24 protein-coding genes are annotated in these 25,378 nt (G+C 59.1%); 12 read left to right on the top strand and 12 right to left on the bottom strand.

What is annotated here, in order from left to right; translation table 11 throughout:
• The 3 genes from Q9S52_RS05085 to Q9S52_RS05075 form a co-directional block, all read right to left on the bottom strand.
• A partial coding sequence (locus Q9S52_RS05085) for a hypothetical protein (protein WP_304708373.1) occupies positions 1 to 229 on the bottom strand: 229 nt, incomplete at its 3' end.
• Positions 230 to 1,183: 954 nt separating this feature from the next.
• On the bottom strand, positions 1,184 to 1,342 hold the full coding sequence (locus Q9S52_RS05080; protein WP_297830436.1) for a hypothetical protein: 159 nt from the start codon (positions 1,340 to 1,342) through the stop codon (positions 1,184 to 1,186).
• Between the two features lie 159 nt (positions 1,343 to 1,501).
• The gene (locus Q9S52_RS05075; protein ID WP_304708372.1) at positions 1,502 to 1,636 is read right to left on the bottom strand and encodes a hypothetical protein; all 135 of its coding nucleotides are present in this window, start codon (positions 1,634 to 1,636) and stop codon (positions 1,502 to 1,504) included.
• A 111-nt stretch (positions 1,637 to 1,747) separates the two neighbouring features.
• On the opposite strand from Q9S52_RS05075, the gene Q9S52_RS05070 reads away from it, so the two are divergent.
• From Q9S52_RS05070 to Q9S52_RS05055, 4 genes are all read left to right on the top strand, one after another.
• Positions 1,748 to 2,344 carry a GNAT family N-acetyltransferase gene (locus Q9S52_RS05070; protein ID WP_297627690.1) on the top strand — a complete coding sequence of 199 codons (597 nt, stop codon included), beginning with the start codon at positions 1,748 to 1,750 and terminating at the stop codon, positions 2,342 to 2,344.
• Positions 2,345 to 2,676: 332 nt separating this feature from the next.
• Positions 2,677 to 3,891, top strand: coding sequence for an argininosuccinate synthase (locus tag Q9S52_RS05065; RefSeq protein ID WP_297627687.1), 1,215 nt, complete (start codon positions 2,677 to 2,679; stop codon positions 3,889 to 3,891).
• Positions 3,892 to 4,220: 329 nt separating this feature from the next.
• The gene (argC, locus tag Q9S52_RS05060) at positions 4,221 to 5,213 is read left to right on the top strand and encodes an N-acetyl-gamma-glutamyl-phosphate reductase (protein WP_304708371.1); all 993 of its coding nucleotides are present in this window, start codon (positions 4,221 to 4,223) and stop codon (positions 5,211 to 5,213) included.
• A gap of 394 nt (positions 5,214 to 5,607) precedes the next feature.
• Positions 5,608 to 6,741 (top strand): aspartate aminotransferase family protein, encoded by a 1,134-nt coding sequence (locus tag Q9S52_RS05055; RefSeq protein ID WP_304708370.1) that lies wholly within the window; start codon positions 5,608 to 5,610, stop codon positions 6,739 to 6,741.
• Positions 6,742 to 6,807: 66 nt separating this feature from the next.
• On the opposite strand, the gene Q9S52_RS05050 is transcribed toward Q9S52_RS05055, so the two are convergent.
• The 7 genes from Q9S52_RS05050 to Q9S52_RS05020 all read right to left on the bottom strand — a co-directional run bounded on the left by Q9S52_RS05050 (position 6,808) and on the right by Q9S52_RS05020 (position 16,546).
• On the bottom strand, positions 6,808 to 7,572 hold the full coding sequence (locus tag Q9S52_RS05050; protein ID WP_304708369.1) for a biotin--[acetyl-CoA-carboxylase] ligase: 765 nt from the start codon (positions 7,570 to 7,572) through the stop codon (positions 6,808 to 6,810).
• A gap of 13 nt (positions 7,573 to 7,585) precedes the next feature.
• On the bottom strand, positions 7,586 to 8,380 hold the full coding sequence (gene argB / locus Q9S52_RS05045; RefSeq protein ID WP_294593085.1) for an acetylglutamate kinase: 795 nt from the start codon (positions 8,378 to 8,380) through the stop codon (positions 7,586 to 7,588).
• Positions 8,381 to 8,391: 11 nt separating this feature from the next.
• The gene (locus tag Q9S52_RS05040; RefSeq protein WP_304708368.1) at positions 8,392 to 9,933 is read right to left on the bottom strand and encodes a hypothetical protein; all 1,542 of its coding nucleotides are present in this window, start codon (positions 9,931 to 9,933) and stop codon (positions 8,392 to 8,394) included.
• Between the two features lie 87 nt (positions 9,934 to 10,020).
• Positions 10,021 to 11,439: an RNA polymerase factor sigma-54 gene (gene rpoN / locus Q9S52_RS05035; protein WP_304708367.1), complete on the bottom strand. Its 1,419-nt coding sequence runs from the start codon at positions 11,437 to 11,439 to the stop codon at positions 10,021 to 10,023.
• A gap of 177 nt (positions 11,440 to 11,616) precedes the next feature.
• The gene (locus tag Q9S52_RS05030) at positions 11,617 to 12,465 is read right to left on the bottom strand and encodes a hypothetical protein (protein ID WP_294593093.1); all 849 of its coding nucleotides are present in this window, start codon (positions 12,463 to 12,465) and stop codon (positions 11,617 to 11,619) included.
• Between the two features lie 85 nt (positions 12,466 to 12,550).
• Positions 12,551 to 13,852 (bottom strand): 3-deoxy-D-manno-octulosonic acid transferase, encoded by a 1,302-nt coding sequence (locus tag Q9S52_RS05025; protein WP_304708365.1) that lies wholly within the window; start codon positions 13,850 to 13,852, stop codon positions 12,551 to 12,553.
• 21 nt (positions 13,853 to 13,873) lie between these two features.
• Complete coding sequence (locus Q9S52_RS05020; RefSeq protein WP_304708364.1) at positions 13,874 to 16,546, bottom strand: SLBB domain-containing protein; 2,673 nt, start codon at positions 16,544 to 16,546, stop codon at positions 13,874 to 13,876.
• Between the two features lie 53 nt (positions 16,547 to 16,599).
• Here Q9S52_RS05020 and Q9S52_RS05015 point away from each other — a divergent pair, with 53 nt between their 5' ends.
• Genes Q9S52_RS05015 through Q9S52_RS05000 form a run of 4 tightly spaced genes read left to right on the top strand, consistent with a single transcriptional unit; the run spans position 16,600 to position 19,227 of the window.
• Positions 16,600 to 17,172 carry a DUF3575 domain-containing protein gene (locus tag Q9S52_RS05015; RefSeq protein ID WP_297628412.1) on the top strand — a complete coding sequence of 191 codons (573 nt, stop codon included), beginning with the start codon at positions 16,600 to 16,602 and terminating at the stop codon, positions 17,170 to 17,172.
• Between the two features lie 10 nt (positions 17,173 to 17,182).
• Complete coding sequence (locus Q9S52_RS05010; RefSeq protein ID WP_294593104.1) at positions 17,183 to 17,704, top strand: GtrA family protein; 522 nt, start codon at positions 17,183 to 17,185, stop codon at positions 17,702 to 17,704.
• Between the two features lie 47 nt (positions 17,705 to 17,751).
• On the top strand, positions 17,752 to 18,261 hold the full coding sequence (locus tag Q9S52_RS05005; protein ID WP_304708363.1) for a dihydrofolate reductase: 510 nt from the start codon (positions 17,752 to 17,754) through the stop codon (positions 18,259 to 18,261).
• Positions 18,262 to 18,264: 3 nt separating this feature from the next.
• Complete coding sequence (locus Q9S52_RS05000; protein ID WP_304708362.1) at positions 18,265 to 19,227, top strand: hypothetical protein; 963 nt, start codon at positions 18,265 to 18,267, stop codon at positions 19,225 to 19,227.
• Between the two features lie 1,185 nt (positions 19,228 to 20,412).
• On the opposite strand, the gene Q9S52_RS04995 is transcribed toward Q9S52_RS05000, so the two are convergent.
• A complete protein-coding gene (locus Q9S52_RS04995) occupies positions 20,413 to 20,643 on the bottom strand; it encodes a hypothetical protein (protein WP_294593111.1) in 231 nt (76 codons plus the stop codon).
• 7 nt (positions 20,644 to 20,650) lie between these two features.
• On the opposite strand from Q9S52_RS04995, the gene prfB reads away from it, so the two are divergent.
• The 4 genes from prfB (at position 20,651) to rfbD (ending at position 24,303) form a co-directional block, all read left to right on the top strand.
• A protein-coding gene (gene prfB / locus Q9S52_RS04990; RefSeq protein WP_294593113.1) for a peptide chain release factor 2 occupies positions 20,651 to 21,740 on the top strand; the annotation gives its coding sequence in 2 pieces (ribosomal slippage) (positions 20,651 to 20,713 and positions 20,715 to 21,740; 1,089 coding nt in all).
• A 38-nt stretch (positions 21,741 to 21,778) separates the two neighbouring features.
• Positions 21,779 to 22,204 (top strand): large-conductance mechanosensitive channel protein MscL, encoded by a 426-nt coding sequence (gene mscL, locus Q9S52_RS04985; protein ID WP_297628402.1) that lies wholly within the window; start codon positions 21,779 to 21,781, stop codon positions 22,202 to 22,204.
• 110 nt (positions 22,205 to 22,314) lie between these two features.
• The gene (gene rfbB / locus Q9S52_RS04980) at positions 22,315 to 23,385 is read left to right on the top strand and encodes a dTDP-glucose 4,6-dehydratase (protein ID WP_294593117.1); all 1,071 of its coding nucleotides are present in this window, start codon (positions 22,315 to 22,317) and stop codon (positions 23,383 to 23,385) included.
• 9 nt (positions 23,386 to 23,394) lie between these two features.
• A complete protein-coding gene (gene rfbD, locus Q9S52_RS04975; protein ID WP_304708361.1) occupies positions 23,395 to 24,303 on the top strand; it encodes a dTDP-4-dehydrorhamnose reductase in 909 nt (302 codons plus the stop codon).
• An 829-nt stretch (positions 24,304 to 25,132) separates the two neighbouring features.
• Here the strand turns inward: rfbD and Q9S52_RS04970 are convergent.
• Positions 25,133 to 25,369, bottom strand: a complete 237-nt coding sequence (locus Q9S52_RS04970) for a hypothetical protein (RefSeq protein ID WP_304708360.1) — start codon at positions 25,367 to 25,369, stop codon at positions 25,133 to 25,135.
• Positions 25,370 to 25,378: the final 9 nt, after the last annotated feature.

Genomic DNA, 25,378 nt, shown 5'->3' with positions numbered 1-25,378 from the left:
TATCGCTCCGTCCCGCCGGTGCGCCCATCGGGCGTTTTGTTAGGGTTGTCTTTGCCTTATTAGCCGTCTGCCGCCCGCGCAGGGCAGTTTCAGGCGGGGCAAAGCTCGCCCGCGCGCGATTGCTGGAGAAGGAAATCGTTAGAACAATTGTGAATTGTTCTAACAAGATTTCCGCCAGCGCGCGGACAGAGAACGGAGGTAGAGGCTGGCAGTGGAAATGCGTCAGCATTTCCCGTCCACGGGACGTGGGGCCCGCGCGGCCCGAGCGCAGTACCCTCCTGTTGGCGAAGACGCGCGCCCCGCCTAAAGAAGCGATTTAACTATTTCGGTGGTGAGCCGAAATAACTGAATCGCGCAGGCGCGCGAAAAACTCGATTCCGCGCAAAAATCCGTCGCCCGCCCGCTTAAGAGGGTATATTTTGCCGGTTGGCGCTCGGCCAATCCGGCAAGAATTGCCGCGGGCGACGTTTAGGAGTAGATACGTCCATTTTTTGAGTGCCGAGCGGCACCGGCGGAGCGACAGCGGAGCCGCAGTGAGGCGGACACGGAGCGGAGGACTGGGGCGTGCTTGGGGGCGTGCCTGTTCTTCAGGCGCGAAAACCGATTACGGTTTTCGCGCCGCGCTGGGTTGAGCTTTGGGTTGAAATTTGGGCCGAGAGCGAATAGCGCGATTCCGAAGGGAATCGCCGTCCTCGGTGAGGGCGACGCTTTAGCGGCGCGTGGGGGGGCGCGCCGAGGACGAATCCGACAGAAAAATGCTGTGCTTTTGCGGTTCGTAGAACCGCCGCAGCCCGAACTCAACAGAATGGGGTGGTGCTGGTGCCGGAATTGTTACGACCTTTAGGTCGCCGGCCTTGTCGCCCAGCGGCGAAGCCGCTCGGGGGGATGGGCGACAGGCCGAACCAGATGGAAGGTGGTGATAAATGGTAGCGCGCGGCCCGAATCCGACAGAATTGGGGCGGTGAATGGGCTGAGCTTCTGCGACCCTTTGGGTCGCGCAGTTCGCCGCCACCCCACGCGGCGGGCTGCAACTCGTCGGAGCTCGTTGCACTCACCGCCGGCGGCGAGCCGCTTAAACGAAAGACGAACAGGCCGAACCCGGTACTCCCGGGCGTTCGTCCGCACAAAGTTCGGCTACATGGGGCAGCTCCAGCCCATTGCCCACCACGGGCTCGTGTCTTGTTTATTCCGAGAGGCAACGCAACTGAAAACCGTAGGCGCGGGCATTGGAATTGCTTGGATTAAGATTCGACACATAAGAGAGTAGATAAGACCCATAGATGCCGCTCGCAGCGGAAGACCAGTTGAAACCTCCCCCCGCCACACTGACCAGATCGCCCAATGAACTTTTCTCTCCCGCACCGCGGTAGCCCGGGGCGCACTCACAGGGCCTTCTCCCCCAATAATCAGCTCTCAGTCTCTCGAATTTCGATCTGCGCACACGAAAAATCCCTCTTGGAGTCATTATTGAAAAATTTTTACATACCTTTGCCCCGTTATTTCAAAACCGGAAACCGAGGACGATCGTGAATATCTGCGCACTCTCTTTGCGACGACGACGATAAGTTCCCCCTGCGCACCCTCCCTCGACGGAGGTACACACAGAGGGGGATTCCTCTTTTGCACCCCGTTTCATACTGCTTTTTCGGCTTGCGTGCCATGGGTACATGCGTTATGCCGGCGCGGGTGTTTTTCTTCCTTCACCGGAAAATAACCGACATTTTTACATAAATCTCTTGTACTCAAGATGACTATTGATGATTTTGACGTCCTCGTTGCAGGCGAGGAACATACCCGTTTCGCTCAGGAGATCTGCACCGAGATGGCCGAATCCGCTAAAGCACGCGGTACGGGTATCGCGAAACGTACCCCGGAGTACGTGGCTTCGAAAATGCGCGAAGGCAAAGCCGTCGTAGCATTCCACAAAGACGGACGCTGGGCCGGATTCAGCTACATCGAAAGCTGGGGACACAACGGCTATGTGGCCAACTCGGGGCTGATTATCAATCCGGAGTTCCGCAAACTGGGGTTGGCCAAAGCGATCAAAACCAAAACTTTCTTCCTCTCGTTGGTGAAATTCCCGGGGGCTAAACTCTTCGGGCTCACCACAGGGCTGCCGGTCATGAAGATCAACAATGAGTTGGGCTATCGGCCGGTGATCTTCTCGGAGCTGACCGACGACGAAACGTTCTGGAAAGGCTGCGAGAGCTGTGTGAACTTCCCGATCCTCCAGAGCAAACAACACAAAAATTGCCTCTGTACGGCGATGTTGTTCGACCCGGCGGAAGATACGATTCGTGTCCCGTGGCCGACGGATCTCCCCAAACCTGAAAACTTTAAATAACCGTTCGATTATTTGCACCTCACTTGGAGGGTACTGTTCTTTTTGTGAACAAAAAGAACCAAAAAAACTTTAGACGGATGCTTCGCATCCTCAAGCTGCCGGCGGCCCAACTCTCGGACTCTTCTTTGGGTCGGGAGCAAACGGCGCGCTAATGCGAGCTAAACCCCATGCGCGCCGTTGTCCCGACCCAAAAGCAGTCACGCAGAATGAGTACTGCGGAGCCTAAGGTATAGCGTAGCTAGCATAAAAGTTTTTGGTGCCGCTTTTTCCAAAAAGCGGCAGTTCCGTCCGGATGGGAGCAGCATAATCGAATAATTAACAGAAATTTAGATATGGAAAAGAAGAAAGTAGTGCTCGCCTTTAGCGGCGGATTGGATACCTCGTATTGCGCGATTTACCTCGCCAAAGAGATGGGACTCGAAGTGCACGCCGCCCTGGCCGACACCGGCGGATTCTCGAAAGAAGAGCTCGACAAAATCGAAAGTCGTGCAAAAGGCTTGGGAGTGGCCAGCTATGTACGGCTCGACGTATCCCACACCTATTACGAGCAGAGCATCAAATACATGATCTTCGGCAACGTGCTCAAGAACAGCACCTACCCGATTTCGGTCAGCTCCGAGCGGATTTCGCAGGCCACCGCCATCGCCAAATACGCCAAGGAGATCGGCGCCGACTACCTGTGCCACGGTTCGACCGGCGCAGGCAACGACCAGGTGCGGTTCGATATGATTTTCAACATCATCGCGCCCGAGATCGAAGTAATCGCCCTGATCCGCGAGAAACGCCTTTCGCGCGAGGAAGAGATCGCCTATCTGCGTTCCCACGGCGTCGATTTCGACTTCAAGAAAGCCGAATATTCCATCAATCAGGGGATTTGGGGCACCTCGGTCGGCGGGAAAGAGACCCTCACCTCGTCCGAGACCCTGCCCGAAGAGGCTTACCCCTGCCAGCTCAAAGTGGCCCACGACGCGCCCGCCAAGCGCATTACGCTGACTTTCGAGAAAGGAGAACTCGTTGGGATCGACGGCAAACATTACGACGATAAAGTAAAGGCTATCCAGGATTTGCAGCATATCGCCGCGCCGTATGCCATCGGGCGGGATATGCACGTCGGGGATACTATTATCGGGATCAAGGGCCGTGTCGGGTTCGAAGCGGCTGCGCCCATGATTATCATCAAGGCGCACCACATGCTCGAAAAACACGTGCTGACCAAGTGGCAGCTCTTCTGGAAAGACCAGCTTTCGGCTTTCTACGGAAACTACCTCCACGAGGGCCAGTACTACGATCCGGTGATGCGCGATATGGAGGCATTCCTCGACAGCTCGCAGCGGAATGTGACGGGGGATGTCTTCGTCGACTTGCTGCCTTATCGATTCTTCGTGGTGGGGATCGAGTCGAAACACGATCTGATGTCGAACAAGTTCGGGGCTTACGGCGAAACGATGAGCAACTGGACGTCGGATGATGTCAAGGGTTTCGGCAAGATTTTCGGCAACCAAAACGCGATCTATTACGCGGTCAATCCGTCCGAAATCGAAAAATAACCGTTCGCTTATCTGTACTTTGTGCCGGATAGAACCGTACCTTTCTTGAAAGAAAGGTACCCAAAGAACTTTTGCAGAGGTCGTCCCGGTGGGACGACCACGGGTTATCTCCGCCTCGTTCGTTGGGCTAAGATTTTCAGGCGAGGCGCGCGTGGGGTTCTCGCCCATTATTAGCGCGCTCGCCGAAAATCCAGCCCAACCAATCGGGCAGACACGGCCAGAGCATCCCGCAGGGATGCGCTCTGAAGTTTTTTTGGCTCTTTTTGTTCACAAAAAGAACAGTACCCTCCTGGGCAGGTACCGATAAAAGAACGATTAATTTTAAAATTATGGAGAAGATACGAGTAGGAATTATCGGAGGGGCCGGTTATACCGGCGGCGAAGCCGTGCGTCTGTTGATACACCACCCTGGCGTCGAGCTGGCGTATGTGCACAGCAACTCGAACGGCGGGAATCTGGTGAGCGACGTGCACGCCGATTTGTTCGGTGATACAGAGATGCGGTTCACCGACGCACCGATTAGTCAGCTGCCGAAAGTCGATGTGATGTTCCTGTGCGTCGGACACGGAGACGCCCGGAAATTCCTGGAGGCCAATAAGATTGCCGCTGATGTGCGGATAATCGACCTCTCGCAGGACTTTCGGATCGCACCCGACACCGCTATCGACGGGCACGAGTTTGTCTACGGCTTGCCGGAACAGAATCGGGAGGCTATCAAAGAGGCGAAAAACATCGCCAATCCGGGATGTTTCGCCACCTGTTTGCAACTCGCCCTGTTGCCCTTGGCCGCCAAGGGATTGATCCGCGGGGATGTGCATATCTCGGCCACGACCGGCTCGACCGGAGCGGGGCAGAAGCTCGCAGCGACGTCGCATTTCTCGTGGCGGGCCAATAACTTGTCCACCTATAAGGTGTTCGAACACCAGCACTTGCGCGAAGTGGGGCAGATGATCCGGACGTTCGAACCCGCTTTCGACGGGGCGGTGAACTTCATTCCGTACCGGGGGGACTTTACGCGAGGGATTATCGCGTCGGTCTACACCGATTTCACCGGAACTTTGGAAGAGGCACAGGCCATTTATAAGGATTACTATGCTTCGGCGGCTTTCACGCACGTCAGCGACAAGGCGATTTCGCTGAAACAGGTGGTCAATACGAACAAGTGCCTGCTCCACCTGACGGTGCACGAGGGCAAACTGCTGATTATGTCTGTGATCGACAACCTGTTGAAGGGTGCATCTGGTCAGGCGGTGCAGAACATGAACCTGATGTGCGGTCTTCCGGAAACGATGGGGCTCCACCTCAAACCACAGGCTTTTTAATTGTTCTGTTATCGTTCTTTGCCCTGGAGTGAACTGTTCTCTTTGTGAACAAAGAGAACCAGAAAAACTTTAGAGGATGCTCACGCATCCTAAAGCTGCCGGCGGCCCAGATCTCGGACTCTTCTTTGGGCCGGGAGTTGTAGCACGCAATAAGGTTTAGCTCACATTAGCGCGCTACAACCCCGACCCAAAAGACTTTCGAAGACTAAAGACTGCGGAGCCTGAGGAGTAGCGTAGCTATCATAAAAGTTTACCTTAAGGTTTCCTCCTTGCGCCTCGGCCATTCAAGTAAACTTGATGGCAACTCGGCTGCTGCGTCGGTTTTGGTGCCGCTTTTTCCAAAAAGCGGCAGTTCTCTGCGGGTAGACACGAATAACCGAAAAAATACAAGACCATGAAATTATTCGACGTATATCCCCTTTACGACATCGAGATCGTCAAGGCGGAAGGTTCCACCGTGTGGGACGAAAAAGGAGAAGAATACCTCGATTTTTACGGCGGCCACGCCGTGATCTCGATCGGGCACACCCATCCGCGGTATGTGAAGCGGCTGACCGACCAGCTCGGTAGAGTCGGATTTTACTCCAACTCCGTGCGGATCAGCGCCCAGAAAGAGCTTGTCGAGAAACTCGGCAAACTGTCCGGACATGACGACTACCAGCTCTTTCTGTGCAACTCCGGAGCCGAGGCCAACGAGAACGCCATGAAACTCGCCTCGTTCCACACCGGACGGAAAAAGATCGTTGCCATGCACGGCGCGTTTCACGGTCGGACCTCGCTCGCCGTCGCCGCGACTGACAATCCGAACATCACCGCTCCGGTGAACCGGACAGAGAACGTCATTTTCGTCACCCTGAACGACGAGCAGGAACTCGAAAAACTGTTTGCCACACAAGGGAACGAGATTGCTGCTGTGATTCTGGAAGGGATCCAGGGCGTCGGCGGCATTCGGATCGCCTCCGACGACTACCTGCGGAAAATACGTTCGCTTTGCGACCAGTATGGAGCCTTGTATATCGCCGACAGCGTGCAGTGCGGCTGCGGACGAACCGGGAAATACTACTCCCACGACTGGGCGGGAGTCAATGCCGATATCTACACCATGGCCAAAGGGATCGGGAATGGGTTTCCGGTGGCTGCGGTCTCGATTGCGCCGCACATCGCGCCGAAATACGGCATGCTCGGAACGACCTTCGGCGGGAACCATTTGGCTTGCGCCGCTGCGCTGGCGGTGGCCGAGGTGATGACCGAAGACAAACTGGTGGAGAATGCGAAGAAGATAGGCGACTACCTGATGACCGAATTGAAGAAATTGCCGAACATCAAAGAGGTGCGCGGCAAAGGGCTGATGATCGGCGTCGAACTGAACGAAGAGAGCGCGCCGTTCCGCAAACGGCTGTTGTTCGACGAACATATCTTCGTGGGGTCGTCGTCCGACAAGAACACCTTCCGGCTCTTGCCTGCCTTGAATATTACGCAGGCGCATTGCGACCGGCTGCTGGCTTCGCTGCGCAAACTGTTGGCGTAACTTTCTTCGAGGCGGAGATAGGAATCGGGGCTCTATTCCGAAAGGAATAGAGCCCCGATTTTGCAATTAAAAGATCGCTTCGATCTCCTTGAACCAGTATCGTCGGATTTCGCCTGAAAAGAGGCGTAAAATCAGCTCCCCGGTATCCGCGTCCACCCCCGCCACCGTCGCCTCGAACCGCTCGCCCGAAGCGACATCGCGATAAGGATAGCTCTCCTGAGTCTTCCCCCGCCACAAACGGGCCGTAAAATCGGCGTGTAAAACCTTGCACCCGGCATCCGTCCCCACTTGTGCATAACGCAGCGAAAAAGCCTCGCAAAACGCAGCCAACAGCTCGTCCGGAGCGACCGGCGCCGCATCCGGCGGCAACTCGTTGGCGATCGAAGTCGGATTGGGCAGCGAAGGGTCGAACTTCCGTTGCCGCACGTTGATGCCGATGCCGATCACCGACCGGCTCAGGTATTCGCTTTGGAGAGAGTGCTCGATCAGAATCCCGCCGAGCTTCCGGTCGCCGGCATAGAGGTCGTTCGGCCACTTGATATCGCACGCCACCGCCCCCCGTGTCACCCTCCGCACCGCATCGCTCGCCGCCAGCGCCGCCGCTTCGCTAATCCGGAACTGCCGTTCGACCGGTATGTGCGTCGGCTCCAGTACCAACGAAAACATCAGGTTCATCCCCGGTTCGCTCACCCAGCGATTCCCCCGCTGGCCCCGTCCCGCCGTCTGGCGCCGCGCCGTAATGATCGTCCCCTCGCGATACGAAGCGGGCGAAGCCATCGCCACGTCGTTCGTCGAGGTGACCTCCTCTAACCGAACAATCCGATACTCCATCTCCTCCCGTCGATCAAAGGGTCAGTGTCGTCCCCCCGTAGCCCGGCAGCGTCAGCCGCTCGGCAGCGCAGATCACCACGCTTTTCACCCCCGACCGGATGGCCGTAAAGGCGTTGTCGAGCTTCGGCAGCATCCCGTCCGCCACCACCCCGTCGGCCTTGAGCCGTTCGTAGAGTGCCGGGTCGATACCGGAGATCACCGAATTGTCGTCCTCCACATCCTTGAGCACACCCCGCTTTTCGAAGCAGTAGACCAGCTCGACGGCATACCGTTTCGCCAGCCCCACCGCCACCGCCTGCGCCACCGTGTCGGCATTGGTGTTGAGCAAACCGCCCCCCGTTTCCGAATCCGCGTCGAAGGTAATCGGCGCCACGACCGGTACCAAACCTCCCTCGATCAGCGTCGCAGCGGTGTCGAGGTTGAAATCGGTCGGATCGCCCACAAAGCCGTAGTCTATCCCCTTCGCAGTCACCGGCCGCCGTTTCGAACGGATCAGCCCTCCGTCCGCCCCGCAGAGCCCCAGCGCGTTGCACCTCTCCTCCTGCAAAGCAGCCACAATATTTTTGTTAATCAAGCCTGCGTAGACCATCGTGACGATGCGCAACATTTCGGCATCGGTCACCCGCCTCCCGTCGATCATCTGCGCTTCGATGCCGAGCCCCCGCGCTATGGCCGTCGCCACTTTGCCCCCGCCGTGTACCAGCACTTTGTGCCCTTCGAGCGTCGCGAAGTCGCGCAAAAACTGCTGTAATTTCTCCGGATGATCGACCACGTTTCCGCCGATCTTGATGACTTTCAGTGTTTCCATCGTCGTTGCCATTACTTTTCTGCCGCCTGGAATGCGTCGTAGAGGGCCGTGGCGATCTTCTTGCCGCCCCGTGCCGAGATGTGCGTATAGTCCTTGGCCGCCCATCCGTTCTTGACGAAAGCGCCCATGCCACCCGCCGCCCGCATCGCGTCGTAGGTGTTCCAGAACAGTACCCCGCACTCTTTGGCCACCTCTTCCTGAGTGGAGACCATCGCGCGAATGCCCGGCATCGTGACGAACGCTCCGTTGTTCCGCGTCGCCCGGTCGCCCACGCTCATGATCAGAATCGCCACCCCCGGGAAACACCGTTTGATGTGGTTCACCACCGCAGCCATCTGTTTGCGGTAGGTCGAATAGTCCGTCACCTGGCTCGATACCACGTTCAGGCCGTATTGCAGGATGATCAGGTCGTAGGGAGAGAGGTTGCCGAACTGGCTCGTGAGCGTCGGGTTGATCCGCCCCATGACCGTCCCCGGATTGCCCCGCACCGAGAAGTTGTCGACGCAGACGCCCGTCGGATTCTCCAGAAAGACCCCGTAGGCCGTAAAACCCTCGACGTCGTTGACCGAGTAGCGGATCGTCCGGATATCTTCATCGATGGTCATCTCTTGCAACGCCTCCGAAGGCTCGGTGTTGAGCAGGAACTCCCGTTCGCCGTTGACCGTCGCCCGCACCACCGACTGCCCTTTGCTGATGAAGAGCAGCCGCGCTCGCCGGAACCGGTCGAGGTGTTTCTTGTTGGACGAGCCCTTGTACTCCACGTAGCTGTCTTCCGAGGGAGTGTAGCGGAAAGCCGAGATGGTATAGGCGCCCGATTTGTTATTGACGATCGAGCTCTGTTTCCATTTGCCGAACTTGTGTCCCACCGTCTGGCGGAAGCCCGCGACCTGCGAAGTAATGGGCACGAAGCCGACCCCTCCGCCCCCGTATCGGGTCTGCATCAGCTCGCGGAAGTCCGAAGTGAGCAGGTCGCCCTCGATGAACGAGTCGCCCATGAAGCCGATCCGCACCGGCCGCCGCATCTGGCGCGTCCGGCCGAGTTTCCCCATGAAATTGCGCAGCATATTCCCGTCGGACGAGTAGTCCATGATCGGAATCACCCCCTGTGTCGGTTGCGCGGTTTGTGTCGTCGTCGCGCCCGCCCGCTCCTCGGCAGCCGTCGTGTCGGCAGGGGCCGGCACGCTCGGCAAAGCGGTGTCGAAAAGGGTACGGGTCGTATCCGCCGCCCGCCCCGTCTCCTCCGGCTCCGGTTCCGGCTCTACGAAGATGGTGCTCACCGCCCGTGTGCTGTCGCCCGCCGCCGAAGCGACGGTGTCCGGTTCCGACACCGAACGGGCTACGTATTCGCCCCCCTCCGGCCGTCGCCCGGCTTCGGTTTCGCCCACCAGCTGGTCGAGGTTCGCGACGGTGTTCCCCTCGTTGAGGTCGGCCAGGATATCGACGGGTTTGAGCCCGACAGCGCGAACCGCGTTCTCGGGAATATAGTTCAGTCCGACGGTCATCAGGACGACCAGCAGGGCCAGTCCGAAAGCGTAGCGGATGTAGTTTTTCATATCGACAGAGGGGCGCATCGTGCGCCGGGGTTATAAAAAGGTAGCTGTTTTACGAGTGGTCGACGGCCCCAAAGGTGTGGAAGCCGGTTACAGCTCTTTCCTGAGCCGCGAAGCCGGAATGCCGAGCATCTCGCGGTACTTGGCCACCGTCCGCCGGGCGATCTTGTATCCTTTGGCCGTCAGGGTATCCATCAAGGCCTCGTCGGTCAGCGGGTCGCGCTTGTCCTCGCCCTCGATCGCTTCGGCCAGTATGCGTTTGATTTCGCGCGTGGAGACCTCTTCGCCGCTCTCGGTGAGCAGCCCTTCCGAGAAGAAGTATTTCAGCAGAAAAACGCCGAAGTGGGTCTGGATGTACTTGCTGTTGACCACCCGCGAGATGGTCGAGATGTCGAACCCCGTGGCGTCGGCGATGTCTTTGAGGATCATCGGCCGGAGCTTGGCTTCGTCGCCCTCGATGAAGAAGTCGCGCTGGAAGTGGAGGATAGCCCGCATGGTCTTCATCAGGGTCTCCTGCCGCTGCTTGAGGGCCGAGATGAACCACTTGGCCGACTCGATCTTCTGTTTGATAAACTGCAAGGCCTCCTTGTCCGCTTCGCTCTGTTCCGAGGTGTTCATCGCCCGCTCCGCCATCCGCAGGTAGCCGCTGTTGATCTTCAGGTCGGGCACGCTCCGCGAGGCGAGCTGGAGGTCGAAGTTGCCGTTGTTGTAGTCGAGCAGGAAGTCGGGAATGATGTTGGGCGAGGCGGCCGAGCTCTCGTCGGCATATCCGTTGGTGGGCTTCGGGTTGAGGTGCATGATCTCCTCCAGCGCCGCCCGGAACTCCTCTTCGGTCACCCCTAACCGCCGGATCATCCGCTCGTAGTGCTTCTTCAGGAAAGCGTCGTAGTGGTCGGAAAGAATCGCAATGGCCAGCTTCACGGCCGGTGTCTGCTCGCGCAAGGCCCGGAGCTGGATAATGAGACACTCGCCGAGGTTCCGCGCCCCGATCCCCGCCGGATCGAGCATCTGGATGACGCCGACGATGCGTTCCACCTCCTCTTCGGTCACCTCGACCCCCTGGGTGAAGGCGATGTCGTCGGTAATCGAAGCGACGGGCCGCCTCAGGTAGCCGTCGTCGTCGAGTGTCCCGATAATGAATCGGGCGATGGTCATTTCGCGTTCGTCGAGGTCGTGGTAGGCGAGCTGTTCGATCAGGAAATCCTGGAGGGACATCCCCTGCGACAAGGTGGGCGACCGTCTGTCGTCGTCCTTGGAGGTGTTGTTGACTTTGAGCTTATACGAGGCGGCGCTCTCTTCGTTCCGGAGGTAGTCTTCGAGCGTCAGCTGCGTTTCGTCCGTTTCGGGTTCGCGTTCCTCTTCTTCGAGCACCGGATTCTCTTCGATCTCCTGTTTGACGCGCTGTTCGAGCTGGAGCGTGGGCAGCTCCAGCAGCTTGATGCCTTGTATCTGTTGAGGCGAGAGCCGCTGTTGGAGTTTCTGTTCTAAACTTTGACTGATGGCCGCCATAAAAAGTAGGTTGTGGTTAGCTGCGTATAAACGGTAATTCAGGCAAATGTACGGATTTTCGGGCTGATTTCTTTCTATGAAAATCGCCGCTCGTTTCGTATGGACGAGCGGCGATCGGAATTTTTCGCCGGGAATCGAAAAAAGGTGTGCCTGTCACGCAGGCCCGCTCCCGCCTCGCTACATCCCTCCGGTCAGGCGCATCGCCTCCTGCACGCTGATCCGCTGCCCCCCCTGCAATGCCACCACGAAGGCGTCCCGATACCGCGGATGGGTCGCCCGGAAGCGCCGGCAAGCCGCCTGTGCCTCCGCATGGGTCGGATAGGCGCCGTAGTAGTAGGCGTATTTCCCGTCCGGTCTGCGCACCATCCGAATCCCCTGTACGTCGGAGTAGGTATCTTCGCTCGGTCTCGCCGTGAGTCCCACCTGAATCCGGAAGACGATTCTGGATTCGGCCGGAATCGCCGCCTGTGCCGTCTGAGTTGGTGCGACATAGCTTTCGGTAGCGGTCACCTCGCCCGTCCCCTTCACATATCCCTCTTCCTGGATCCGCAGGTCTACGAGCGAATCGACGAAGTGCCGGAACGACCGTCCGCTGGAGTAGATGTCGGAAAAGGTACGCTCCTGAGGCAGCGATTCGAGTTTCCGATCCAGCACCGCGATCTGATCCGCCAGTTCCGCCAGCTCTTTGGTGATTTTCCGTGCCCTCGGCCCGCGTGCCGTCCGGAGCTCGGCTCCGAGCATATCGACCTGTCGTTGTAGCTCGGCCCGCCGTTCCGAGAGGTTGCAGACGAGCCGTCCCGACGGATTGAGCTGTGCCCGCGGCGTTCCCCGCACCACCGTGGCGTTCGGGTCGACCCATTCGCCTTTCTTGGGTGCCACCCCTCCGGCCTGCTGGTAGCTGAGCGCTTCGGCCCGCTGCCGCGCCGCCCGCCGGTTCCGGGCCGGGAGCTCTTCGATGGAGGAGAAAAGAACGACCCCTCCGAGCATCAGCGCCGGAAGAGCGAATCGTATGATGAATCTTGACATAGCGCGTAACTGGTTTATTACGTGAGCAAATGTAGTGATTTCAGAATTACTGACAAAATTGCCGCCCCTTCGGCGAGCGTCTCGGTCACATGCCCAGCGCGTCGAGTATCTTTCGGGTCGCCCCCGCCCGGCTTCGGACATATTCCCCTGCCGATCCTCCCCGCCTCCGCAGCGTCTCCGGATCGTCCACCCACGCCGCCACGGTCGCCTTCAACTCCTCCGCCCCCGATACAGAGGCCGCCGCTCCTAAAGCCACCAGCTCCACCGCCTCGGCAAAAGCTTCGTATTTCGGCCCGAAGAGCACCGGCATCCCCCATGTCGCCGCCTCCAGCGTGTTGTGTATCCCCCGTCCGAACCCCCCGCCGATATAGGCCAGCTGTCCGTATCGATAAACGCCCGACAGCATCCCGATCGTGTCGATCACCAATAATGTGGCCTCCCGCAAAATTTCCGTCGACCCATCGTCAGATGCGGTCAAATGCGTGTAGCGCACGCTTTTCCGCCCGCTCCTGTCGATCAGGGCGTCGATCCGTACCGAATCCAGCTCGTGCGGCGCCACGATGAACTTCATCTCCGGCCGTGCGTGCATCAGTTCGAGCAATATCTCCTCGTCCGGCCCCCACGTGCTGCCGCAGACCATCACCGGCGCCTGAACGCCCTCCACGAAAGCCTCCGCCCACGGCATTTCCCGCGCCGCCGCCGAATCGGCCAATGCCACGACCCGGTCGAACCGCGTGTCTCCGCTCACCGTCACCCGCTCCGGCCCGAATCCGATCGAGCCCAACAATCGTGCCGAATCGTCGTTCTGGACGAAAAACCGGTCGAGCAGCCCGATCGTCCGGCGCATGAACCTCCCCATGGCATTCTTCCGGAAAAAAACGGTGTCCGGACGAAAAATCGCCGACACTACACAACTCTTCGCCCCGAAATCCCGCAGCGCCGAGAGGTAGTTGTACCAGTATTCGTACTTGACGAAAACGGCCTGTTCCGGCCTCACCGCCGCCACGAATCGTCGTGCGTTCCGCGGCGTATCCGCCGGGAGGTAGTAGATGGCGTCCGCCAGCGGGTAATCTTTCCGGATTTCGTACCCCGACGGCGAATAGAAGGTCAGTACGATCCGCCGATAATCCGGCGTCCCGACCAGATGTTTCGCCCGAATCGCCTCGATCAGCGGTCTTCCCTGCTCGAACTCCCCGAGCGAAGCACAGTGCACCCATATGGTCTGCAATCCCCCTCCCACCGAAGAGGCCGCGGCTTCCGCCCGCTCGATCCGCCGCAACAAGCCTCTCCGTCCCCGCCACAAAAGCCGTGCTTTTCGGTGGAACGGCGCGGCCAGCGCGATGACCAGGCTGAAAGCGCGTATGAAACAGTTATACAGGTATTTCACGGTCTAATCCGATCCGAATGGTTACTTGATAATCGAGGTCAGCATCGCCGCCATCGAAACCGTATTGGTCATCAACCCCATCACCTCGGCCGCGCTCATCCCGCGCCCCTTCGGCGGTTTCGAGGGGATGACGATCTCGCACCCCGGCTCCACCTTCGGCCACTTGCCGCCCCGCTTGGCGTCCGGCAGCCCGTTGGCGTAGATCACGAAAGGCCGCTTCTTGGCCCGGTCGGCATATCCGCCGCCCCGAGCGATGTAGTCTCTGATCTTCTGCCCCTCGACGTAGGTGACGGTACACGGATAGAGCACTGCGCCGCTGATCGTCACCGTGTTGTTGAACTTCGGCACCATCAGAATGTCGCCGTCCTCCAGCACCAGATTGTCCAGTCCGTCCGGATTGGCCAGCGCGGCCGGCAGGTCGATAGCGATCGGGAAGTAGTCTCCCACCTCCATCTGTTTCAGCACGATGGTGTCCCCCGTCGCCGAGCGTCCCCGGGCCGAGAGGTCGGCCAGCGTCTCCAACCGGGCCAAGCGCTCCTCGGTCAGCTTCCGCTTCAGGTAAGCTCCCGGCGCATAAGCCTCCGTCGTCAAGCCCCCCGCCTTGGCCACCAGATCGCTCAGCCGGTCGTTGTTGGTCGAGAGCACGTATTCGCCGTCGAAGAGCAGCTCGCCCTGCGCAAATACGCTGGTCTGTTCGTTATACCCCGGCGACCGACGGATGTAGATTTGGTCGAACGGCTGTAATTTGAAAGATGCGGTTTCGGAAGAAAGCCCCAGGTCGGCCGGAATGTTGAACTGGAAGAGTTCCGCGATCCGATCCGACTGCTCCGTCGAGTTGGGGTTTTTCACCCGCCGGGCCACCTCGATCCGAGATAATGAAGCCGACTCCTTGAGCCCGTTGGCCATCAGAATGGCATCCTCGATGGTCATATTGTCGCGGTAGAGCAGCGTCTGCGGCGTATTCACCTCGCCTTTCACTTCGATGGTGTACCCTTCGCGCAGCGAGTTGATCGACGGAATCCGCACCAGGTCTTCCGGTCGGAGCCGGATGTCTGCCGCCGTCCCGTCCAGCACCCCCCGCAGGTCGATCGCTTCCACGGTGAACGTATAGTCGTCGTTGAGCCGCACGATCTGTGCCCGACTCGTCAACGCGTCGCCGCGAATCCCTTCCGCCCGTTCGATCAGTTGGCGCAGCGTGGTCACGCTGTCGCCCAATTCGTAGTCTCCCGGCCGCCACACCGCTCCGTCGATCGTCACCCGGTTGGCATACTGCCGGATCACCTCGCCCACCGCCACACTGTCGCCGTCGGCCATGGCGAATATCGCAAAATCTTCCGCCGGCACGCTGTGCACGCTCATCATCCGGCCCGACTTGCGGTTTACTGTCAGGTTGTCCTTATAAGCCTCCCCCATGAACCCCCCGACATAGTCCAGCAGATTGGCCGCCGTCTCGCCTTTTTTGAGCTCATAGATCCGCGGCCGCTTCACCTTCCCCGTCACTTTGACTAAGTTTTCGTACGGCTGCACCACGATCATGTCGTTGTCCTGCAACCCCACGTTCACCTCCTGCTTCCCCCCCAGCAGGTAGTCGTAGACGTCGAGCTCGGCCACCTGTTTATTTCCCCGGATCAGTTTGATGCTCCGCAGCGAGCCGATGTCGCTCACCCCTCCCGCCTCGTACAGCGCGTTGAACAGCGTGGCCAGCGACGGCAGCGTGTAAGTCCCCGGCATCGACGCCTCGCCGATGATGTTGACCTTGATCGAGCGGATGTTGCCTAACGACAGTTTGAGCTGCACCGAGCCGTCGTTGAGCCCCGAGATCGATTTCGCCAGCTTGTTCCGGATCCGTTTTTCCGCCGCCTCGATCGTGAGTCCCCCCACCTGTACCACCCCGGCGTCCGGGATGGCGATGATTCCGTCCGGGCTCACCTTCAGGTCGTAATTGGCCTCCGCATCTCCCCAGAGGTCGATGAAGAGCTGGTCGCCCCCCGCCAGTACATAATTGGCCGGCGTGGGCAGGTTATAGGTCGGCGCGAAAGTGAGGTTCCGGGCCGAGAAAATCTCCCGCCCGAAGACGCTGTTCCGCAAAACCGAGTCCTGTATCCGTTTTTCGGCATCTTTGAGCCGCTGCTCCTCCTCCGGCGTCAGCTTGCCCGAGGCGTCCAGCCGCGGGTCGGTCACCGTCCTGTTCCCCACCGTCATATTCTGTTTCCCGGCCGCCGTCACCGTGCCGTCCGCCGTCTCGAAAATCTCGCCCGTCTCGGCGTCCACCAGATTCCCGTCCTGATCCCGGATGGTACGCACCCGGTAGTCGTTCTGTCGCTCCTGCTCCCGCCGATACTCCGTCCCGCGGGTATCCACCCCGTTGTTCCGCCGGTCGTACTCCAGATTTTTCAGGTCGGAATCTTTTCGCGTCCGGTCGGTCGTGGTCGATTGCTTATCCAGTTTTCCCTTGTCGGTCGTGGAGTTCTTGGTGGTCGACGAAACTTTGTTTTTCAGCTTTTCCAAGTCCCCGAGCCCCTCCAGCCCCTCGCGCAGATCGGGGTTATAGCCCGCCGCCTGCGCCTGCCGGATCATCTCCGGCGTGATTTCGCGGTTTTGGGCCGAAGCCGTGGACAGGCCGGTCGCCCACATCATGCCGCCGCCCAGTACGGAGGCCAAAAACAGGTGCCACTTCATCGATAAAATTACCATTTTCGGCAAAGATAATATTTTATGCTATCTTTGGTGTGTTAAACCAACGATTTATGCGGCGTAAAATTGCGGTTTCGGTTTTTCTTTTTCTGGCGATGTGTGTCGCCCGGTCGGCGGCCCAGGGCACGGCTTTGAAGTGGAACGCCTTGTATTGGGCCGTGGGGGTGCCTAATATGTCGGTCGAGACACGGCTCGGCAACCGGTTTACTTTCAACGGCGATGTCGTCTGGTCGCCGTGGGAGAGCGTCAAAGGGCGGCCGATGAAGGGGGTGCAGGTAATTCCCGAGGTGCGTTTCTATCCCAAGCAGGCTTTCCGGGGATTTTATGCCGGGGCATATGTCTCGTACGACTGGTACGAAGTGAGCAAGTGGGATCACCCGAAGACCGACGTGCAGCATGGTTACGGGACATGTATCGGGCTTACGCTGGGGGGGCAGATCGATATCGCGCGGCGGTGGGGGATGGACTTCTATGTCGGCGGCGGCTGGCACTACGGCTGGTACTACGGCGTGGATCGGACCACCGGACAGCATTATGCGGACTGGAACGCGAGCGGCGAGTGGATTCCTTACAAAGCGGGGGTGACCTTCGTCTACCGGCTGGGGATGGGGCGCAAGAGCGAATAAATCGATGGTTTTGACGGCTATACACGGATTCGTCGCCAGACTGGCCGACCTTTTCTATCTCAAACCCTTGCGGCGGTTCGTGCCCCAGGAGACTTTCCGGTATGCGTTCGTAGGGGGGCTGAACCTGCTCTTCAATCTGGTACTCTACTGGTTCTGCTTCAATTATGTGCTCGGCAAACGGGACACCGATTTCGGCATCGTCACCGTCTCGGCCCCGATCCTGGCCTTTCTGATCGCTTTCGTCATCACCTTCTTTACCGGATTTTGGCTGGTGCGGAAAGTGGCCTTCGACCGATCGCAGGTGCACGGCGCCAAACAACTCTTTCGCTATGCCCAGGTGGTCGGGGTCAATATCGCCATCAACTATTTCGGACTGAAACTGTTGGTGGATGTGCTGGGATGCTATCCTTCGCTGTCGTATGCCGCCTTGCAGGTCGTCACCACCCTCTTCAGCTATCTGGCCCAGCGGTTCTATACCTTCCGCACCCACCGTTGTCCGTCGTCGGACGAACCGGCCGGGGAGGCGGAATGACGGAGATTCCTTACCTTTGCCGAAACATTCAGAACGACACTTCGGGTATGATTCTCTCCCTTATCGTAGCAGTTGCCGAAAACGGCGTTATCGGTTGCGACGGCCGGATGCCGTGGCATCTGCGCGAAGACCTCGCGCGATTCAAGCGTATCACGACGGGCCATCCGGTGGTGATGGGGCGCAAGACCTTCGAATCGCTCGGCGGACGGCCCTTGCCGAATCGTACCAACATCGTCATGACGCGCCGGGCGGCGGATTTCCGTGTGCCGGACGGGGTAGTGGTCGTGGCTTCGCCAGAAGAGGCTTTTGCGCGGTATGCCGACTCCGACGAGGAGCTCTTCATTATCGGCGGCGGCGAAATCTACCGCCAAACCATGCCGTTGGCCGACAAACTCTACCTCACCCGCATCGCGGCCCGGCCGGAGGGAGACACTTACTTTCCGGAGGTGCGGCCCGAGGAGTGGCGCGAAGTGTGGCGCGAGGCTCATCCGGCGGCCCTCGACGGATCGGTTCCGGGATTCGAATTTATCGACTATCTTCGTATCAAACGACAGTAGAGCATGCAACAGGCATTGAAATTTCGGGCGCTCGGCTGCCTGGTGCAGGGCGTGCAGGCCGGTGTGCGTACCTGGTGGTGGCTGGTGAAGATGATGTTGCCGATTACGTTCGGTGTGGCGGTGTTGCAGTGGCTGGGGGTGATCGGGACGATCTCGCGGTGGCTGACGCCGGCTTTCTCCTACATCGGGCTCGACGGCGAGGGGGTGCTGACTTTTCTGACGGCTACTTTGACTTCGATCTATGCGGCGATCGGCGTGATGGGGACGTTGAATCTCGATTTTCGGAGCGTGACGATCGTGGCGGTGATGACGCTGATTGCCCATAACCTGATCGTGGAGTCGGTGGTTCAGCGTCGTTCGGGTTGCCGGTCTGGGTGGGGGATGGCTGCTTTGCGGCTGACGATGGCGATCTTTACGGCATGGATATTGAATCGGATTCTGCCGGCGGATTTTACGGGGAGGCTCCTGTTGGAGCATCGCGAGGCAGGCGAGCTGTCGTTCGGAGCGATCTTGCGGAACTGGGCGCTGACGCAGGCCCGGCTTTTCCCGCTGATGCTGGCGATGATCGTCAGCCTGAATGTCCTGCAACAGATTTTGCGGGAATTTTCGCTGATCGACTACCTGACCGCTCCGATGGCTTCGGTCATGCGGTTTTTCGGTCTTTCGCGGGATTGCGCATTCCTTTGGATCGTGCTGAATACGCTGGGTCTGGCCTATGGGGCTTCGGTGATGATCGGCGAGGTGGAGTCGGGGCGGATCGCTCGTCGCGACGCTCGGCTGTTGAATGCTCATGCGGCGATGACGCACTCGACGCTGGAGGATACGTTGCTTTATTTTACTTTGGGTTTGGGGTTATTTTGGCTGTTGGTACCCCGGGTGATTATGGCGATAGCGGTTGTTTGGACGATGCGGTTGTCGGAGCGCTGGCGTAGCGCGAGAGAATTAAGGCCTGTGCGCGAACAATAGGTTGGGCCGAGGCTGCCGCGAGGTTAGGTTAGACCCGGCCATAGCATCCCGTAGGGATGCGCTCTAAAGTTTCTTTGGTTCTTTCTGTTCACAGAAAGAACAGTTCGAGGCGGGCCAAAGCTCGACCGCGCGCGATTGCTGGATAAGGAAATCATTCAAACGCGTGTTTCGCGTTTGAATAAGATTTCCGCCAGCGCGCGGCCAGAGAACAGGGGTAGAGGCGGCCAGTGGAAATGCGTAAGCATTTCCTGTTCACGAGACGTGGGGCCCGCGCGGCCCGAGCGCAGTCCCCTCTAACTAAACCGCGCGTCGTCGCCTTAAAAGGGAAATCGTCAAAACTCGCTTGCGTGTTTTGACAAGATTTCCCCAGGCGCGCGGATAGAAAACGGGGTAGAGGCTGCCAGTGGAAATGCGTAAGCATTTCCCGTCCACGGGACGTGGGGCCCGCGCGGCCCGAGCGCAGTTTCCTCAAACTAAATCGCGCGCCCCGCCTAAAGAAGCGATTCAACTATTTCGGCGGTAGCCGAATATAGCTGAATCGCGCAAGGCGCGCGAAAATGCGGCGGAGCGACAGCGGAGCCGCAGTGAGGCGGACACGGGGCGGAGAATTGGGCTGTGGATTGGACTGAGCTGTTGTCCATGCTTTTGCGATCCTTTGGGTCGCACAGTCCGCCGCCACCCCACGCGGCGGGCTGCAACTCGACGGAGCTCGTTGCACTCACCGCTGGCGGCGAACTACATTATATATAGGCTGAGCGCGAATAGCGCGATTCCGTGAGGAATCGTCGTCCTCGGGCGCAGCGACGCCATAGCGGCTTCGGGGGGAGTGGGCGACAGGCCGAACCTGAAAGAATGTGGTGATAAACGGGTAGTGATTTGGGCCGAGCTTTTGCGACCCGCAGGGTCGCGCAGTCCGCCGCCAGCGGCGGATTGCAACTCGTCGGAGCTCGTTGCAGCTCTCCGCTGGCGGCGAACTTTCCGTGATGAGGTGGTGCTCTTGCGACTCTTTGGGGCGCGCGGGCCGGACGCCTCCCCACGGGAGGCCCGCAACACGCCGCTTCCGCGTCAAGAGTTGCTGTCCCTCCCGGGCGTCCGTCCGCAAAGTCAAATTAAAGTAGGGTAGAGGCTGCCGGTTGTTAGTAGGGTAGCTCCAGCCGATTGCCCACCGCGGGCACGCGTCCCCGTTTATTCCGAGAGGCAACGCAACAGAAGACCGTGAGCCCGGTAACTGGCATAGTTCGGATAGAGATCGTGTGGGCGGAAAAACAAGAACACCGCATTCGGCTCGATATCCGTAGAAGCCCAGTTGAGCCCATTGCTGCCGACACCCTCCAACCCGCCATTGGTCCTCTCGCGGTAGCCCGGGGCGGGACACTTCGAACCCCGCCCGGCAGAACGATAAAGAACAAACAACAAAATACAAATGATTACCACAGAACAAATTAAAGAGCTTGTAAGGCGCCAGGATGCGCTGAGGAGGCATCTTTGACCTGGACGGCAAACGTCTGGAGTTAAAGAAAGAAGAGGCAGCCACCCTCGCCCCCGACTTTTGGGACGACGCCGAGCGCGCCCAGGCACAATTGAAGAAAGTGGCCTCCATCAAATCCTGGGTCGTGGACTACGACGCCATCGCCACCGCCATGGACGAACTCAACCTCGTTCCCGAATTCATCAAAGAAGGCGCGGCCACCGAAGAAGACCTCGACACGGCGTATGACAAAGCCCTGAAGCTGATCGAAGCCTTGGAGATGCGCAACATGCTCCGTTCCGAGGAAGATAAGATGGGCGCCATTATGGAGATCAACTCCGGCGCCGGCGGTACCGAAGCCTTGGACTGGGCCTCGATGCTCCTGCGCATGTACACCCGCTGGGGCGAACGGAATGGTTATACCGTCAAAGTGCTCGACATCCAGGACGGCGACGAAGTCGGCGTCAAATCCGCTATGATCGAATTCGTCGGCGACTACGCCTACGGCTACCTCAAGAGCGAAAACGGCGTCCACCGGATGGTACGGCTCTCGCCCTTCAACGCCAACAACAAGCGTCAGACCACCTTTGCGAGCGTCTTCGTCTCGCCCGCCGTGGACGACACCATCGAGATCGTCATCAACGCCGGAGACATCAAGTGGGACACCTACCGCAGCAGCGGCGCAGGGGGACAGAACGTCAATAAAGTCGAGACCGGGGTTCGGTTGTACCACATCCCGACCGGCATCGTCATCGAGAACACCGAGACCCGCTCGCAGATCATGAACAAGGAGAACGCCCTGCGCATCCTGCGGTCGAAGCTCTACCAGCTCGAAATGGAGAAACGCATGGCCGCCCAAGCCGAGCTCGAAGGGCAGAAAAAGAAGATCGAGTGGGGTTCCCAGATCCGCAGCTACGTCTTCGACGACCGCCGCGTCAAAGACCACCGCACCTCCCACCAGACCTCCGACGTCGAACGCGTCATGGACGGCGAGATCGACGACTTTATCAAAGCCTACCTGATGGAATTCGGCGGTCAGGCATAGAAACATTCGGAAATAAACGATTAAAAAACATCAACGCTATGAAATGGTTATCTGAATTCAAGCAATTCGCCATGCGCGGCAACGTGGTCGATATGGCCGTCGGTATCATCATCGGTGCCGCTTTCGGCAAGATCGTCAGCTCGCTGGTCAGCGACGTGATGATGCCCCCGATCGGCGTGCTGCTCGGCGGCGTCGACTTCTCCGACCTCGCTTTCACCCTGAAAAAAGCCGTCGGCGACGAGCCCGCCGTGGTGATCGGTTACGGGAAATTCATCCAGACCGTCATCGACTTCATCATCATCGCCTTCTCCATCTTCGCCCTTGTGAAAGTGATGAACACCCTGAAGAGCAAGACCGAGAAAGCGAAAGCCGACGAACCGGCCGCACCCGTTGCGCCGACCAAGGATCAGGAGCTCCTGACCGAGATCCGCGACCTGTTGAAAGCACGCAACGACAATAAATAGATCGCTCCGAACGTCATTAAGCAATGGGACTGATCTCCACCTTTTCGCGAAAAGACAAAAAAGAGGTTCCTTCGCTCAGCGATTTCACCTCCACAGGAACATACAAAACAGTGAGAAACATACTGATTACCGGCGGTGCCGGCTTTATCGGCTCGCACGTCGTGCGGCTCTTTTGCAAGAACTATCCCGACTATCAGGTCTACAACCTCGACAAACTCACCTATGCCGGGAATTTGGAGAACCTGAAAGACGTGGCTTCGGCATGTCCGAATTATCACTTTATCAAAGGCGATATTTGCGACATCGACCATCTGCGTCGGATTTTCGCCGACCACCGGATCGACGGCGTTATCCACCTGGCCGCCGAGAGCCACGTAGACCGCTCGATCAAAGACCCCTTCGCCTTTGCCCAGACCAACGTACTGGGGACAATCGCCTTGTTGCAGGCCGCTCGGGAGTACTGGTCTTCCGAAGCGGGCGGCGGGATGGCCGGCAAGCGATTCTACCACATCTCGACCGACGAAGTCTACGGCTCGTTGCACGACCCCGGCACCTTCTTCGTCGAGACCACCGCTTACGACCCACAGTCGCCGTACTCCGCCTCCAAGGCGTCGAGCGACCACTTCGTCCGGGCCTTCGGGAATACCTACGGCCTGCCGATCGTGATCTCGAACTGCTCCAACAACTACGGCCCCAATCAGTTTCCGGAGAAGCTCATCCCGCTGTTCATCAATAACATCCGTCACGGGAAACCGCTGCCGGTTTACGGGACGGGCGAAAACGTGCGCGACTGGCTCTACGTGGTGGATCACGCGCGGGCCATCGACACCATCTTTCACCGGGGGCGGGACGGAGAGACCTATAACATCGGCGGTTTCAACGAGTGGCGCAACATCGACCTGATCAAAGTGATGATCCGCACCGCCGACCGCCTGCTGGGGAATCCCGAGGGCCATTCCGACGGGCTGATCACCTACGTGCAGGATCGGGCCGGGCATGACAAACGGTACGCCATCGACTCCACCAAGCTGCACGAGGAGCTGGGCTGGGAGCCTTCGTTGCAGTTCGAGGAGGGGATCGAAAAGACCATCCGGTGGTATCTGGACAACCAGGAGTGGATGGATAACATCACCAGCGGCGCGTACGAAAAGTACTATGCCGAGATGTACGGCAATCGGTAACGAATCTGAATGAAGGGAACGATGCGGAAAAAGATAGTCGTTACGGGCTCCAACGGTCAGTTGGGGAGCGAATTGCGGGCGATCGACCGCGCCGGGAGGTATCGGGCCGGGTACGAGTTCGTCTTTACGGACGTCGCGGAACTGGATATTACGGATGCGGTGGCAGTCCAGGCTTTTGTCGGGCATGAACGTCCGCAGTGGATCGTGAATGCGGCGGCCTATACGGCGGTGGATCGGGCCGAGTCGGATGCGGAACGGGCCGAACTGCTCAATGCCACGGCCGTTCGGAATCTCGTTTCTGCCGCCGAGGCGGTGGGCGCGGGATTCGTACAGGTTTCGACCGACTATGTCTTTGACGGGCTTCGTCCGGCCGACGAACATGCCCTGACCGAGGAGGAACCGACCGGTCCGCAGTCTGTCTACGGGCGGACGAAGCTGGCGGGCGAAGCGGCAGCCTTGGCTTACGATCGGAGTTTTGTCGTGCGGACGGCGTGGCTGTATAGCACCTACGGGAATAATTTCGTAAAGACGATGTTGCGGTTGGGTGCCGAGCGGTCGGAGTTGGGCGTGGTGGCGGATCAGTGGGGGACGCCGACCTATGCGCGGGACTTGGCGGCGGCGATTATGGAGATGGTCGTTTTTGCTGACGAGCATCCGGATGCGGCAGGTTTCGGGTTGTATCATTATACGAACGGCGGTCGGACGAATTGGTGCGAGTTTGCGCAGGAGATTATGCGGTTGGGGGGACGGAATTGCGCGGTTCGTGCCATTACGACGGCCGAGTATCCGGCAGCGGCAGCTCGACCGGCGTGGTCGGTGCTGTCGACCGAACGGATCCGGGCGACTTTCGGCGCTCTCGTACCGGATTGGCGCGAGAGCCTGGCCGAGTGCATCAGTACCTTAGACGTATTGGGATAGAGGCTGCCGCAGCGAAACGTAAGTTTCGCCCGTCCACGGGACGTGGGGCCTGCGCGGCCCGAGCGCAGTTTTAGGCGGGGCAAAGCTCGACCGCGCGCGACCGCTGGATAAGGAAATCATTCAAACGCGTAGTGCGCGTTTGAATAAGATTTCCGCCAGCGCGCGGACAAAGAACGGTGCGCGGAATCCGTCGCCCGCCTGCGTAAAGGGGGATTTCACTCATTTTGCGGTGAGCAAAATCGAGCTGAAATCCCAGCGGGCGACGGCATGCGTGGCGGAGCGAAAGCGGAGCCGCAGTGAGGTGGACACGGGGCGGAGAATTGGGGCGAGCTTTGAGTTGAGAGCGAGTAGCGCGATTCCGAAGGGAATCGCCGTCCTCGGGCGCAGCGACGCATTAGCGGCGCGTGGGGGCGCACCGAGGACGAATGGGCGTTGCTTTTGCGGTTCGTAGAACCGCCGGGCTTGCGCGCTGGGCCTTCGGCCCACCCCGGGAGCGCGCAGCCCGAACCCGACAGAATTGGAGCAGTGAATGGGTGTTTTGCTTCTGCGGCTCGCAGAGCCGCGCAGTTCGCCGCCAGCGGAGAGCAGCAACGAGCTCCGACGAGTTGCAGCCCGCCGCGCGGGGTGGCGGCGAACTGTTATCGCGTTAGAACGAATGGGGATAGCTTCTGCGACCCAACGGGTCGCGCGGGCCGGACGCCTGCCCACGGGCGGCCCGCAACACGCCGCTTGCGCGTCGAGAATTGCGGCACCTCCCGGGCGTCCGTCCACCCAAAGTCAACCAAAAGTAGGGTAGAGGCTGCCATTAAAACATCCTGTGGGTGCCTGTTTATTCCGAGAGGCAACGCAACTGAAGACCGTGAGCACGATCAGCCGGACTTGTAGGCACCAGATGCGTTTCGCCGAAATTCAAAAGCACACTGTAAGCCTCAGTAGCCGTAATCGACCAGCCCAGCCCATACCGGCCGCAGCCCGTTATGTCACCCAATGCCGCATAGCGTCCCGGATCGCGGAAGCCCGGGGCGGAGCGATAGTCGCAGCTGACCGACCTTTCAAAATTACCCATAGTACAACA

It is taken from the genome of uncultured Rikenella sp. (assembly GCF_948810725.1).
Lineage (GTDB): Bacteria > Bacteroidota > Bacteroidia > Bacteroidales > Rikenellaceae > Rikenella.
The sequence above is the reverse complement of the archived record's forward strand: the minus strand, read 5'-3'. Positions and strand labels throughout refer to the sequence as shown.